We start from the raw sequence: 14353 nt of genomic DNA on the forward strand, positions 1-14353 counted from the left end.
TGGTGTCATAAAAGATTATGGCACCTTTTTAAAAATGTTTAGTTTACATAATATAATTATGGTGAATAAACTGACTTTAAAAACTCTAATTTCAAATAAGTTTGCTATAATGATGAAAATAAGCGTTTTATGCGGGGGATTTTATGAGAAAAAGATATAGCAATTTGGATGATGTGCAAAACAAAAAGTCCTTTAACGATATGAGGAAGTGGATGAAGGAAAGGCGAAGCAAAGTAAAGGATCTAACTGTTCAAATCCCGCAATCCCCTACTAAGAAAGTGAACGAACTAAAGGAGAATCACAGCAAGACCTCCTTCACTTGGATTGGACATTCTACGTTTTTAATCCAGATGAATGGAGTGAATATCCTAACAGATCCAGTTTGGGCGAAACGGATGGGTTTTCAAAAGCGGCTAACAGATCCAGGTATCTCTTTAGAAGATATGCCGAATATTGATATTGTCGTCATTTCCCATGGCCATTATGATCATTTGGATTTTCCTACTTTAAAAAGATTAAAAGGAAATCCGCATTATTTCGTTCCCATTGGTTTAGGGGAAAGTTTTTTCAAAAAAGGCTTTCAACGTGTAAAGGAAATGGGATGGTGGGAAAGTACTGAGTACCTGGGACTGAGACTTCATTTTGTTCCAGCCCAGCATTGGACGCGGAGGACTCTTTCCGATATCAATACATCTCATTGGGGCGGCTGGATATTTCAACATGAACAAGAATCACATTATTTTGTCGGGGATTCTGGTTATTTTAGAGGATTTAAGGAAATAGGCGGAAAATTTGAGGTTGATACGGTATTAATGCCGATTGGCGCATACGAACCGGAATGGTTTATGGCTGTATCTCATATCTCACCCGAGGATAGTGTTCAAGCTTTTATGGAGTTAAACGCGAAAAGATTCATTCCGATGCATTACGGTGCTTATCGTTTAGCAGATGACACCGGCCCTGAAGCGTTGGAGAGGTTGTTGAAGGAATGGGAAAAAAGAGAGTTACCAAAGGAACTGTTACGCGTTTTATTAATTGGGGAAACTATTTTTGATTCTTGAAATGAGTAGTAAAGGGCGCTCTTTCGATGCGCCCAGATTTTTTTGAATTTAGTTTACATAACATTATTATGGTTCTCGGAAATAGAAAACCACTGACTTCCCGGCTAAAGCAGTGAAAAAATCGTTCCTCCCGTTACACCCGCTAGTACAATCACCCACGGTGGCAATTTCAAAATGACGAGGAGGCTGAATAAGATGGATCCGAGTGCAAAGTCTTTTGCCGATTGAATCGCACTTGTCCATATCGGGGTATAAAAGGCAGCAATTAGAATCCCCACTACCGCCCCATTTACAGCTAGCATGGCCCCTTTCAATTTCGGGTTTCGGCGGAGTAGATCCCAAAACGGCAGCGTCCCCATTACTAATAAAAATGCTGGTAAAAAGATGGCCACTGTCGCTATAAGTGCCCCCTTCCAGCCATTCATGACTGCACCTAAATAGGCGGCGAACGTGAAAAGTGGTCCAGGCACTGCCTGTGCTGCACCGTATCCGGCTAGAAAGCTTTCCTTGGATATCCAGCCCAGAGGAACAAATTCTTTTTCTAATAACGGCAGGACCACATGTCCCCCGCCAAAAACCAGCGCTCCTGAACGATAAAAGCTATCAAAAAGAGCTAGTGTGTGAGATGCTGTGACATCTCGAAGTATAGGTAAAAGGAGTAATAATCCGAAAAAAAATGTTAGGCATACTAAGGCCAGTGTTCGGGAAACGGGCACAGGAATGGCTATGTCCACTTGAATGTCTGAATGCTTGAAAAATAGGAACCCGATTATTGCGGAAATGAGAATAATTCCAACCTGTGTAAAGGTTGCCGGAATAAGCAAGCTCACAATTAAAGCTCCTAAAGCTAATGCTTTTCGCTTAAGATCTGGTGTAAGTGTCCTCGCCATGCCGATGATTGCCTGGGCTACCACGACAACTGCAACAATTTTCAACCCATGTACCCACCCAGCTTCATTAACATTTAATCCTTTTAGGAGAAAAGCAAAAATTATAAGTGCAATAACTGATGGAAGGGTAAAACCGAGAAAAGCGGCAAATCCTCCTAAAATCCCCCCTCTCATCATCCCAATCCCTATCCCTACCTGACTGCTTGCAGGGCCGGGGAGAAACTGGCACAGTGCCACAAGATCAACGTAACTGCGCTCATCCAGCCATTTTCTCTTTCGAACATATTCCTCATGAAAATAACCCAAATGTGCAATCGGACCACCAAACGAAGTCAACCCAAGCTTCAAAGCAACCCCAAAAACCTCTAATAAAAACCGAACCTTATTTTCTCTAACTGAACTCATAATTCCCCCCCATAATTTTTATCCATCAACCAATATCCATTAATTCATATTTACATCATCTCCCCTACACATTTCAACCTTTTATTTTTCGTGAAACATTCGATTGTGAAACAAGAATATTCGAGCGGCGCCTGTCACCACCCGAATATTGACGAATTTAACAGAATCCACTAACCACTATTACTCATACACATTTTTTGTGTATCTGCATTTACTGTAGAGGGGAAAGGAGGAGGTTGATGATATGACTGATTTAAATTTTCATCAAATTGCCCATGAACTATTAAAGAAAGAGGTTGAGGTTGTTACTCTTCAAGGGAGTTTTAATGGCCGCTTAAAAACTGTAGGTTCTGATGTGGTGATTTTGCATAGCAGGGGTAGAGGGGTTCCGATGGATTTGGCCATTCGAATTGAGACAATTGTTGCCATTTATCGAGTGGAAATGATTCCGAGGGGTCCATTTGGCTTTAATCCAATGGAAGCGCAATTGGAACACGATGATAACCATGAACATGAACACCATCATGAGAGTAATTAACGTTTAAAATTACCTACCTAAATAGACAGATATTAGAGCTTGGAAAGATTTCCAGGCTCTTTAATATTATGCCCTGTTCCCGGACATGGGCCAATTGAAAACAAAGGGAATATTCTTGATGTGATTATCCACTTAAAAGAACATTAAACCGTTGTCCACCCCACACGGACATTTTCACCGTTTTGTCCACCGATGGTGCCTGTCACCGTTTTGGGTTAGAATAGGTTTATCTTTAAAAGTTGGAGTGTATGATCATGGATAAGAAAATTGCTATTGTCACGGATATTCACGGGAACCAGTCTGCTTTAAAGGCGGTCTTTGATGATATTGATTGCGATCCTCAAATTGAACATATTTACTGTTTAGGGGATTTAGTCGGGATTGGTTATGAAACCAATGAGGTTCTGGAGCTGCTTGTCTCAAGAAGCGATATTTCTTTTGTTATGGGGAACCACGATGAAGCTATTCTCGATGTCATTGCTGGAAGAGAAGTTTATAGCAGAGGGGCTGAAAGAGAACATCATCAATGGTTGGCAGAGCGGTTAGATCCGAAATTCATCTCTTTTCTAAAAGAAATTCCAACCACTCTACAAGCCAATTACAATGAAATAGAACTGCTTTTTGTTCACTATCATCTACAGGAACAAAAGAAATTTTTATCGGTTGACAAGGAACCCACCGATCAAAAACTGGATGAATTTTATCAAAACTCGACAGCAGCTATCGTTTGTTTTGGACATCATCATGTCATCCATCATTTTAAGACAAAAGATCGACTCTATTTAAATCCGGGTGCGCTAGGCTGTAATCATAAGCCATATGCGCCCTACGCAATTCTAACAATAGCGGAAAGTGGTGCAACAAACGTTTGTTTCAAAGAAGTACCGTATGATAATGAAGCATTTTTACTTGGCTATAAAAGTCTAAATGTCCCCGATGCTGATTACATTTTAAAAGTTTTTCATGGGAACCAGCATTTGAAAAATTAATAACAAGGAGGGTCTCCCCTCCTCATTATTACTCGAAATATTATTGAAGAATAACGTATAACGTTCTATAATTGTTTCTTAATGAACGATTTTCTAATAATTTAGATAGATAAGGGGATAAAAGTGAAACAGTCCAACTCTAGATCCATCGTTTTTCCATTAGTATTTTCCATTGTCGCCATTTCGTTTTCTGCAATTTTTGTAAAATGGTCCCATGCTCCTGCAACGATTTTAAGCATGTATCGGATGGGGCTTGCTTGTTTATTGCTTGCACCGTTTGCATGGCGGAAGCGGGGAGACTTTAGCAAAATAGCAAAAACAGAATGGTATTTTCTGATTTTTTCAGGTCTATTTTTAGCCCTGCATTATGCGCTTTGGTTTGGGTCCTTAAAACTGACAACCGTTGCTAGTTCGACGATTATTCTTGCATTACAACCGATTATTGCATTAATTGGCGGCTTTTTTCTTTTTAAAGAAAGAACCACCCTCTCAAGAATTTTAATGATGGGTATCGCCGTAATTGGAGCCATTATGGTCGGCTGGGGAGACTTCGCCTTAAGTCAAAAAGCAATAACCGGTGACTTCCTTTCATTTCTAAGTGTAATTGCGGTTGTTATGTACCTTTTAATCGGACAAAGAGTCGTTAAAAAGGTCTCCCACTGGATCTATAGCTTTTCTGTTTTTGGGATCGCTGCGATTTTTTTAGCCTTTTACAACCTCGTATCAGGAATCCCGCTTGGCGGCTACAGTGCACGTGAATGGGGAATCTTTGTTTTACTTGCTGTTATACCAAATTTAGCAAATGTAATTTTCAATTGGCTATTAAACTATGTCAATGCAACCACCATTTCAATGAGCATCTTAGGGGAGCCTGTCGGGGCAACTGCCTTATCCATGTTATTTTTAGGAGAAACTCTTGCTGGCTGGCAGATTTTTGGCGGGGCTCTTGTTCTGTTCGGTGTGTTTTGTTTCTTGATTCAACAGCAAAGACAAAGACCAATTGAACAAAAGAAAGCGGCTTAGTATGAAAAGTGGAAGCGCCTTGGTCAGCCACGACATGTGCAGGACTGAAGCAACCTAGAAGGGCTGACAAAAAAGTGGTGAATCCATTTCACCGCTTTTTTGCTTTATACTTAATTTTCACGAACCTCGACACTAGCAAATTTGCGCCTCTGGATATAAATCAAACGAAGTGATAATGCAATTCCCGCCGAAAGAAGCCCTACTGTTAAGCCAATCCAATAACCAGCCGCTCCCATGTCTGTAAAATTCGCCAACCCATAACCGACCGGAAGACAAATGAGCCAGTAAGCGATTAAAGTCATAATAAATGCAAGATTCACATCTTTATAGCCTCTTAACGCTGCCTGTGCCGTTGCCTGTATGGCATCACTCATTTGGAAAAATAAGGCGAAAATGAGAAAATGAGCGGTTAAATTGATGACGGCCCGTTCATTCGAATAAAATCCCGAAACATCATAGCGGAAAGTTACAACCAATAGTCCTGTAACCAGTGCCATTAAGACAGCTAAAAAAACTCCTAACCAGCTGTAGTGCTTCGCATCCTTATTGCGGCCCGAGCCAACCTCGAAACCAACTAATACGGTTTGCGCCATTGAAATACTGATTGGAATCATATAAAGGAATGAGACGATGTTTAACGCAGATTGGTAAGCTGCGATCGTAGTAACGCTGAATTTACTGAGCAGGATGGTTACCACTGCAAACATACTCGTCTCAAAAAAGGTAGACAGCCCCATCGGCACGCCGATTTTTAAAATTTCCCTGCATTCAGACCAAGAGAATTCTTTTAAATGGTTAAACACTTGATAAGTGGAAAATGGCGCCTGCGTTTTAATAATAAACACCGTCATTGCGGCAATAAACCAATACGTAATCGAGGTTGCATAACCGGCCCCACCTCCCCCAAGCTCTGGGAATCCCCAATACCCAAAAATCAACACATAATTTAAAAAGAAATTGATAGGTAGAGATAATAGTAGAATTACCATCACAACACGTGTTTTCCCAAGTGCATAAATAAACGACCGTAAAACATTGAAGAGAAAAAGAGGAATAATTCCAAAACTTAATCCCACCAAATACTCAAAGGCAGGTTTCCGAACACTCTCCTGCAAATTCATTAGATCGAGAATGATATCTAAAAAAATGGCACCAAGAATTAGGACTAGTACACCTATTATTAGGGATAGATAAATACCGTGTTTCACACTCGAGGATACCTCTTTAGTTTTCCTTTCACCATATCTTTGAGCTGCAATCGGCGAGACGGCAAGCAGGATACTGCTTAACCCTGTAAAAATTGGATTCCATATCGAGGAACCAATGGCCACACCGGCAAGATCAGACGAACTGTATTTTCCAGACATAATCGTATTAAAGAACACCATGGAAAACATTCCAAGCTGAGTAATTAAAATTGGAACCAATAGAATAATAATTTGCTTTGTTTTTTCTGTTAAAGTAAAAGTTTGCCTCATGATTGTACTCCTATCTAAAAACTCTTCCATGAAGAAGGTAATGCCATGATTATTTTACAGTTATTTGGTGGAAAAAAGAATTAAAAAATCGTCCCCGCACAATAAAGGACGATTTTTATCAATTTATTTATTTAAAAATTCTCCTATCGCCTCATAGACGTCTGAGATGTCTTCCTTCGAATCGATTAAGCTGAAGAGATTAAAAAAGCCATGAATGAGTCCTTTTTCCCTTCGGACCACTGCCGATACTCCAGCTTCTCGGAGCATTGCCCCATACAACTCCCCTTCATCCCTAAGCGGATCAAACTCGGCGGTAATAATGAAGGCAGGCGGCAGACCGCTCAGATCCGGGGATGTTATCGGTGCAGCATGGAAATCTTCCGCGTATTTCTCGGATTGAACATAAAGCTTGCTGAATAAGGCCATTGCATCGGTGGTTAAAAAATAATCGCTGCCGTTTTCTATGTAGGAGGCATATTTTTCAGGCTGGTAATGGTCGACAACTGGATAAAGCAGCACTTGTTTTGAGATTTTTAGTCCACCTTTTTCAATTGCCATCAAGGCAACGACCGTGGCTAAATTTCCTCCGGCACTGTCACCCGCTACTGATAGTTTAGTGGGGTCGCCATTCAATTCCACTGCGTTTTGATATACCCATTTGGCTGCAGCGAAGCAATCATTTGGTGCGGCCGGGAATGGGTTTTCCGGAGCCAAGCGGTAATCAACCGAAACTAGAACATGCTGTGATGCTTTCACAATGCTGCGGCAAACGGCATCATGACTTTCCAAGCCACCGTATACAAAGCCTCCGCCATGGAAATAAACAACAATTGGAAAAGGTCCATCTCCTTCCGGTGTGTAAATTCGAATTGGAATGTCACTTTCGGGCCCAGATATGGTGCGGTCGTATACATGATGAACCATATCAACACTTCCAGGAGGAACTGTACTGACGCGGGCACGGATATCTTCAAGTGTCGGCGTATATCCCTCAGGGTATTTTGGTAATAAGTTTTCGATAAAATACTTCATTTTCGGATTCAAAACCATTCCAACCAACCTCCTTTTTCGATAAAAAAACCGTTATAAAAATATATTCGTGGTGTCCTGAGCCTAAACCTTTTCTGAAATAGATTTTTGATGATAAAAATGAAAGTTTATCGACATATTTTTGGAATTTTTCTACACAAATTTAAAGTATATCAACATATTTTATTAGGATATCGACACATTCTTAGAATATATCAACATATTTTCTAAGAGTATCAACAAAGTGCAATTTAAGCAGAAGAGACGCTAGCCGATGCCAACGTCTCTTTGTCTATATGACTCCTTATTGTAAATTAACTTTTAATAATGTGAAGTTGAAAGTAATCATAACGGTTATTTTAAAAGTTGGCATTTATTTTAATATGGGCACCGTTGTACTTAGTTGTTGATTTCCGCTACAGGCGAAAGCGGTTCGTGGGCGGTCTGGGGAGCCTCCTCATCGCTTTGCTCCTGCGGGGTCTCCCCTACCCCGTACTCCCACAGGAGTCTTCGCACCTTCCGCTCCAATCAACTTTATTTTAAAAATCAACAACATAGCCTTTTTATAAAAAAAAGCACCCCGGCCGGCGCTTTTACATCCCTTTCGCTATCTCAATTAATTCCTTCAATTCATTAGTAAAGCCTTTAACTGCACGATTTCCAACGACGGTTACTGGAACACCAAGAAAGCCGTATTTCTCCACTTCTTCTTGGAATTTTGCATTGGTTGATATATCCCTCATTTCAAAAGGAATTCCTTCTTGAGTAAGAACTTGTTTAACCATAGTGCATTCAATACAATCGTTGGTTGTATAAACGATGACTTGCTTGTTCATTGAATTTTTCTCCCCTTTTTTTAAAGATTATATCAGTTTTAGAATGATAGATATAGATACACCAACCAATGTACACCCCACACGGACAAAATCACCAATTTGTCCACGAACGGTGCCTGTCACTTTCTCTTTTGTCCTCTTATGACAATCGCATATTTTGTCGGATTCGTTTAAAATTCAACACCAATTAAGGTGTTGGTTAATATCATGGATTTAGGGAGGCAAGCTGTTACGGGAGTGAAAACAAAAATTTTTTCTTAATGGTGTTTGACCTAGAACAACTTGTCTCACAATTTAATAGATTATAATACTCTACTTATTGGAGGTGACGAATTTGCCACCAAAGCCACCAAAACGTGGTCCGAAACATCGACTCCGCAAGCAACCTAAACCTCTTCCACCTTTAGGCGGAATGAAGGGTCCTGGCGGTTTAACTGGTGTGACAGGGCTTACTGGATTAACAGGATTAACAGGATTAACAGGATTAACAGGATTAACAGGGTTAACTGGTTTAACTGGATTAACTGGACTTACTGGGCTAACTGGGCTAACTGGACTTACTGGGTTAACTGGTATTACAGGTTTGACTGGGCTTACAGGAATTACTGGTACAACAGGCACTACAGGTACCACTGGCACTACTGGAGGGTCTGCACCAGCTGATGCGAACGGATCAGTGGATTCCATTCAATGGGTAAGGTCCTTATATAACAAGTATATTGATCCAGAAAACTAGGATGAATCTGCCTGCATTCTTTTAATAAGATGCAGGTAGATTTTTGGAGGAGAAACAAATGATTTCCCTTAGTTTGTGTATGATTGTCAAAAACGAAGAAAAAACACTTGGCCGCTGTTTGGATTCTGTTAAAAATATTGTCGATGAGATCATCATTGTTGATACTGGTTCAAACGATCAGACAATAGAAATCGCTAAACACTATGGGTCTAAAATCTATCATTTTCAATGGGTGGATGATTTCTCCGCTGCACGTAATTTCGCTTTCAGCCATGCTCAAATGGATTATATTCTTACCATGGATGCCGACGATGTTTTTAGTGAGGATGAATCTATAAAACTTGAGCAATTGAAGCATTCCATAACGCCCGACATTGATGCTGTAACCATGAAATATCTTGCCGGCTTTGACGAGTCAGGTAACGTCCTTGTGAGTCTAAGGCAGGTCAGAATGGTGAAAAGGGAAAATCAATTTAAATGGCAGGGTGCTGTTCATGAATTTCTTGAAGTCCGAGGAAAAATGATTCACAGCGATATTGCTGTTACGCATAAAAGAGCACATAAGAACAGTGATCGAAACCTGCGAATTTACGAACAACGTTATAAAAATGGAGCATCGTTTTCTCCAAGAGATTTATACTATTATGCAAACGAGCTCTATGACCATCAACAATACAAAAGTGCCATCCACTATTATCAAAAATTTTTAAAATGTGAAAAATGCTGGATTGAGGATGTAATCCAAGCACATGGCCGCATTGCTGAATGTTATGCCGCATTAGGAAAAATGGACACCGCCATTCACAGTGCTTTAAACGCATTAAAATTCGGTCCTCCTCGTGCCGAATCCTGCTGCCGATTAGGATTTTTCTTTTTACAAATCAATTGCCCAGAAATAGCGGTCCATTGGTTTCAATTCGCCACTCAATTACCAGCGATCGATACGGGCGGAATAACTAATCATGCCTGCTCTTCCTGGATACCCCATCTTCAGCTTAGCGTTTGCTACTCCCACTTAGGAGATTACCAAAAGGCTTTAGAGCATATTGAAATTGCAAGAACTTACAATCCAGAGCACGATTTAATTTTAAAAAATAGAACTATTTTAAAAAATTTTATAAAAAAATAAACTATTTCATTTTTTAACAATGCAAAAGTACAGGTTGATATCCATGTACTTTTTTATATAAAATACCCTTAGATCCCTCCTTCCATCCTATCTTTTCGAACCAAATTGCCCTCATGAATTTTTTTCAATTGAATAAAAAACACCTTTTTTCAAAAAATAAGATGAAAGGTGGGATTCTTATGATATATATTTTGGCGATAATAGTAATAATCATGGTGGCTGGGTTAATTTATACTTTTAAAACGGGTAAAGCATTCAGCACTAGTAATAGTGAATATGATGAAGAAATACACGAAAATATTCAAAGACATCCTATTTTGCTTAATCCTGTTTTTTTAACCTATATCATCGCAATTGCAGCAATTCTTGTGTATATCATTTATCTTGCTTTTTCCTGATTGGAAAATTCAAGTGAATTAAAATGAAAAATGGCTAGAGCAGACACTCATAGCCATTTTTTGTATAAGAATATTTAATGCTTTTTGGAAGAACCAAGTTCTAAATGAAAAACCTTTCTAAAATAGTCAGGTATGGTCAAAAATTCGTAATCTTGGTTTTTTAGATATTCGATGATTTTCGGCAGTGCTTCGACTGTCTTTTCTCTTCGCCCACCTCCATCGTGCATCAGAATAATATGATCCCGCTGGATTTGCCTTGATACACGCTCCTCAATTGGCTCCTGTATGGAAAGATTCCAATCCAATGTATCTAAATCCCAAAGAACGGGAATTAGTCCTAGTCCCAAGACGGTTCCTTCGCTCTCTTCGGTTATTTCTCCATAAGGCGGACGGAAGATTTGTACTTCCTGATTCGTGATTTTTTTTATTACTTGATTCGTGCTTTCAATTTCTTCGGTTAACTTCTTTTGGCTTAGTTTCGTAATATTCGGATGGTTCCAAGTATGGTTACCAAGAACATTTCCATTTGAGATTAATTGTTTTAGGATTTGGTGCTGACTTTGTGTAACATTCTTTCCTACAATAAAAAAGGTTGCTTTTACTCGGTAATATTTTAGGATCCTTAGTATATGAGGAGTGTATTCCGATGGCCCATCATCAAATGTTAAGGCGACATATCTTTTTTTACTTGTTTGTTCGATTTTATTTCCCTCCTCTTTTTAAGAGTTGATGAAAATGGAAGGTCGAACCCCATCGTTTCTCCCTTCGTCATGATTACTATATGTTAATAGTCAGAATTTGTTTGGTGGATTTCACCCATTCCGTGAAACTTTCCACGAATGCCGTCCCCTGTTTGTCCAATCTACATATAATGATAGAAAAATAAGGCGGTGTAACGGACTTGAGAATTCTTTTTATAGATAGTAATGAATTATTAATGTATGGCTTGGCCAACGGATTTAAGGAGGCTGGACATAAAGTTTTAGTTTCTGGGAAAATAAGTGAGAATACTATTCCTCGTTTAATCTCACACTTTAAACCGGATCTTATTTTTTCTGAAGGATGGGGGGAAGAAAATGATAATGTTTGGAAGCAGGATTTGATCGCGAAACAAATAAAGGCTTCCGGTATCCCCCATATTTATTGGGCTGTTGAAGACCCCCATTTTACGCTGGATTTTTCCCTACCACTTATTTTACGAATGAAACCGGACTTTGTGTTTACATTAAGTGAGCCACTAGTAAACTTTTATAAAAAGCTAGGAATTCGCGCAGGACATTTAGATTTTGGCTACGAACCCAGCATCCATTATCCTAGTTCCAATTATGATACTAAATATTCGATTGCTGTTGTCGCAAATGCTTATCCTGAAGTACTGAAACAGTCCCCTCAACACTTTCGAAACCAATCACTTACAACTCTCATCAAACCGTTATTGGAAGAAAATATTCGGATTGACTTCTGGGGGAAGGATTGGGATAAAATGGGTGATATTCTTGGGGTAAGCATACCAAAGAATTGGATTCATGGGTATTTACCATATAAGGATGCTTATAAGGTGTATAATTCTGCGCAAATTATTATTGGGCCGCAAAACTATAAATCACAGGTAACGCAAAGAACCTATGAAATTTTGGCATCCGGAGGATTTTTTCTCACCTCGGATACCGATGGAGTCAGAGAATTATTTACCCCGGGAGAAGACCTGATCGTATCTTCAAGTCCAGAACAAACCCTTGAATTAGTCCGACACTATTTAAAACACCCGGAAGAATGTAAGGCCATCAGCGAAAACGCCCTTAAAACTGTCTCCCCACACTCTTATAAGAACCGCGCTAAACAAGCCATCAAAACTCTCAAAAATGAGTACATTATAAAATGAGGGTGACAATATATGACAGGTGACAGGCACCGTCCGTGGACAAAAGGCAAATTTTGTCCACTCCACACGGACATAAAAGACTATCGAGGCAGTTCCTAGAAAATGTCCACTCCCGGTGGACATTTTCTGCGAATTGTCTTTCTTATGTGACGGGCATCTATGTGAATGATTTTACATAGATGCACGAATCCCGTTTAAGTTTCATATGTTTTAGGAATGGAAGATGTGTGAGGCGGGGATGTTTTATGATTAGGGTAAATGGGCAGATTGTTAAGTCTGAGGATCTTAACAAATTGATTAAAGATAAAGAACAGCGGGCCATTGTGAAACATATGGCAGCGTTATCGGTGACGTACGAGTATCAGTCGTTAGATGAATTGAAATTTGAGCTGCAATATAGGGAAAACACGTTGAAAGCAGCAAGCCAGATGAATAAAAGCGGAGTAAAGTTTACCACCTTCACTTATTCTTTTCCGAATAAAAAGTATTGGCAGCGTTTGCCAAACGGAGGGTTCTTGTTAAGGGGTGGCACAGCCCCTTCAACTGCAATCCTTGATATTTTAAAAAATGGGAAACTTTATGCATTTGAGTGCTCAACTGCGATCGCAATCGTTCTCTATATTGCAACCCTCTATACGATTGGACCGGAGTTATTTAATCTTTATTTTAAAAGGTTATATTTATTCGATTGGCAATTTGATGAAGACCTCCCCGTCTTTCCAAAGGACGGAGATGACTTTATCCCTGGTGATGTTCTCCACTTCAATAATCCGGATTTCGATCCAAAGCAGCCCCACTGGCGTGCTGAAAACGTGATTTATTTTGGTGATGACAAGTATTATGGCCATGGTGTCGGAATTCGAAATGCCAGCACAATTATTAAATTTTTAAACACAAAAAGAAAGCCCGATCCTGAGGAATCCGCTTATCTTATGAGACAGATTACACGGCCTGTTTATCGGTCACTATTTTTATTAACATTACAAAATTAAGTTCATAACACAGGAATGGCTAGATTCAGGTGGCCATTCCCTACTTATTTTTCACCAACTCCCTGGCTGACTGACTATTTTTAATAAATGGACAACCTATTTTTCCAAACTTGTGACATTCGTCCATGCTTGTCCATTATTCTAGCATAATATATTTTCGTAAGGGGCCACTTACAATACTTCATTTCGGGAAGGGGGGAATACTAAATGCCATCACTACTTTCCAATCTTCTTACTTGCTTAGGTGTCCTACTTGTGATCATTTTATTAGCTCTTGCACTATTTGTCGGTGGAATTTTAGGCGTTGATACAAGTTCGTTTAGTCACGCATTTAATGCAATTGCTGACCAATGCTAATCGAATTCTAACAGTTTACTCACGATAAGTTTTTTAAGGTATATGCATGAGAACTTAGAAGATTACTTTAAATAATCTTCTAAGTTCCTTTTAATGTTTGGAATAAGAGGATTCCAAGTACTTTCTTTTAAATGATAAATACTTTCAGGATTCACTTCAAACCGTGTAAGAACTATTTAGAAAAGGGTGACAAAATAATGAGTGAAAATCAAAACAAAAAAAACAAATCTATATTGGGAGACAATCTTGATCTAGGGGGCTTATTTAATAATACTTTACAACCAAACAGTAACAATGATGCCTTAATGAATTTGGCTGGGAGCTTAATGCAAAATCCAAATACAATGAATTCGCTAATGAAGGTAGCAAGCAGTTTGTTTACAAATGATGCAGTTGCTAATTCAGTCAATGATACGAGTAAACCGATGCAAGATGATTCAGCTCCAAGTCTAGAGAAAACCGAACTTAGTGTAATCACTTCGCAACTTGAAAAACTTTCCAATGAAATAGCAGACATAAAAGCCCAATTAAATGAGTATAAAGAACACAATAAAATGTTAATTGAATACATCTTAAAATCGGATAAGGATTCAAAAAAGAAATGATTCCA

At 39.2% G+C, this 14353-nt stretch carries 16 protein-coding genes and 1 pseudogene; 11 read left to right on the forward strand and 6 right to left on the reverse strand.

Translation table 11 applies throughout. From position 1 onward, the window contains the following. The first annotated feature begins 143 nt into the window (after window positions 1-143). Window positions 144-1061, forward strand: a complete 918-nt coding sequence (locus tag ACFQZ9_RS04240) for an MBL fold metallo-hydrolase (protein ID WP_498942443.1) — start codon at window positions 144-146, stop codon at window positions 1059-1061. Between the two features lie 104 nt (window positions 1062-1165). Here the strand turns inward: ACFQZ9_RS04240 and chrA are convergent, their stop codons facing one another. After that, window positions 1166-2356, reverse strand: a complete 1191-nt coding sequence (gene chrA / locus ACFQZ9_RS04245) for a chromate transporter (protein ID WP_498942444.1) — start codon at window positions 2354-2356, stop codon at window positions 1166-1168. Between the two features lie 244 nt (window positions 2357-2600). Here chrA and ACFQZ9_RS04250 point away from each other — a divergent pair, with 244 nt between their 5' ends. From ACFQZ9_RS04250 to ACFQZ9_RS04260, 3 genes are all read left to right on the forward strand, one after another. Continuing rightward, window positions 2601-2894, forward strand: coding sequence for a hypothetical protein (locus ACFQZ9_RS04250; RefSeq protein ID WP_198309985.1), 294 nt, complete (start codon window positions 2601-2603; stop codon window positions 2892-2894). A 254-nt stretch (window positions 2895-3148) separates the two neighbouring features. Then, window positions 3149-3883, forward strand: coding sequence for a metallophosphoesterase family protein (locus tag ACFQZ9_RS04255; RefSeq protein WP_498942445.1), 735 nt, complete (start codon window positions 3149-3151; stop codon window positions 3881-3883). 123 nt (window positions 3884-4006) lie between these two features. Further along, entirely contained in the window at window positions 4007-4906 is a 900-nt protein-coding gene (locus ACFQZ9_RS04260; protein WP_498942446.1) for a DMT family transporter, read from the forward strand. Between the two features lie 110 nt (window positions 4907-5016). On the opposite strand, the gene ACFQZ9_RS04265 is transcribed toward ACFQZ9_RS04260, so the two are convergent. The 3 genes from ACFQZ9_RS04265 to ACFQZ9_RS04275 form a co-directional block, all read right to left on the reverse strand. Then, entirely contained in the window at window positions 5017-6384 is a 1368-nt protein-coding gene (locus ACFQZ9_RS04265; RefSeq protein ID WP_498942447.1) for an MATE family efflux transporter, read from the reverse strand. Window positions 6385-6507: 123 nt separating this feature from the next. Continuing rightward, window positions 6508-7434: an alpha/beta hydrolase gene (gene lipP1, locus ACFQZ9_RS04270; protein WP_498942448.1), complete on the reverse strand. Its 927-nt coding sequence runs from the start codon at window positions 7432-7434 to the stop codon at window positions 6508-6510. Between the two features lie 572 nt (window positions 7435-8006). Beyond that, window positions 8007-8249: a glutaredoxin family protein gene (locus ACFQZ9_RS04275; RefSeq protein ID WP_498942449.1), complete on the reverse strand. Its 243-nt coding sequence runs from the start codon at window positions 8247-8249 to the stop codon at window positions 8007-8009. A gap of 334 nt (window positions 8250-8583) precedes the next feature. Here ACFQZ9_RS04275 and ACFQZ9_RS04280 point away from each other — a divergent pair, with 334 nt between their 5' ends. From ACFQZ9_RS04280 to ACFQZ9_RS04290, 3 genes are all read left to right on the forward strand, one after another. Next, complete coding sequence (locus ACFQZ9_RS04280; RefSeq protein WP_498942450.1) at window positions 8584-8985, forward strand: hypothetical protein; 402 nt, start codon at window positions 8584-8586, stop codon at window positions 8983-8985. Window positions 8986-9043: 58 nt separating this feature from the next. Then, window positions 9044-10114, forward strand: coding sequence for a glycosyltransferase (locus tag ACFQZ9_RS04285; RefSeq protein ID WP_498942451.1), 1071 nt, complete (start codon window positions 9044-9046; stop codon window positions 10112-10114). A 179-nt stretch (window positions 10115-10293) separates the two neighbouring features. Continuing rightward, on the forward strand, window positions 10294-10512 hold the full coding sequence (locus ACFQZ9_RS04290) for a hypothetical protein (protein ID WP_498942452.1): 219 nt from the start codon (window positions 10294-10296) through the stop codon (window positions 10510-10512). 74 nt (window positions 10513-10586) lie between these two features. On the opposite strand, the gene ACFQZ9_RS04295 is transcribed toward ACFQZ9_RS04290, so the two are convergent. Both ACFQZ9_RS04295 and ACFQZ9_RS04300 read right to left on the reverse strand, forming a co-directional pair. Further along, the gene (locus ACFQZ9_RS04295; RefSeq protein WP_498942453.1) at window positions 10587-10859 is read right to left on the reverse strand and encodes a polysaccharide deacetylase family protein; all 273 of its coding nucleotides are present in this window, start codon (window positions 10857-10859) and stop codon (window positions 10587-10589) included. A 24-nt stretch (window positions 10860-10883) separates the two neighbouring features. Further along, window positions 10884-11213, reverse strand: a pseudogene (locus ACFQZ9_RS04300) (polysaccharide deacetylase family protein); the annotation flags it as partial. Between the two features lie 200 nt (window positions 11214-11413). Here ACFQZ9_RS04300 and ACFQZ9_RS04305 point away from each other — a divergent pair. From ACFQZ9_RS04305 to ACFQZ9_RS04320, 4 genes are all read left to right on the forward strand, one after another. Further along, on the forward strand, window positions 11414-12394 hold the full coding sequence (locus tag ACFQZ9_RS04305) for a CgeB family protein (RefSeq protein ID WP_498942454.1): 981 nt from the start codon (window positions 11414-11416) through the stop codon (window positions 12392-12394). A gap of 245 nt (window positions 12395-12639) precedes the next feature. Beyond that, window positions 12640-13386 carry a spore coat transglutaminase TGL gene (gene tgl / locus ACFQZ9_RS04310; protein ID WP_498942455.1) on the forward strand — a complete coding sequence of 249 codons (747 nt, stop codon included), beginning with the start codon at window positions 12640-12642 and terminating at the stop codon, window positions 13384-13386. Window positions 13387-13593: 207 nt separating this feature from the next. Further along, complete coding sequence (locus tag ACFQZ9_RS04315) at window positions 13594-13743, forward strand: hypothetical protein (RefSeq protein WP_498942456.1); 150 nt, start codon at window positions 13594-13596, stop codon at window positions 13741-13743. Between the two features lie 197 nt (window positions 13744-13940). After that, a complete protein-coding gene (locus ACFQZ9_RS04320) occupies window positions 13941-14348 on the forward strand; it encodes a hypothetical protein (protein WP_498942457.1) in 408 nt (135 codons plus the stop codon). Window positions 14349-14353: the final 5 nt, after the last annotated feature.

It is taken from the genome of Neobacillus sp. GCM10027624 (genome assembly GCF_042675345.1).
In the GTDB taxonomy this organism is placed as follows: domain Bacteria; phylum Bacillota; class Bacilli; order Bacillales; family Cytobacillaceae; genus Neobacillus; species Neobacillus cucumis_D.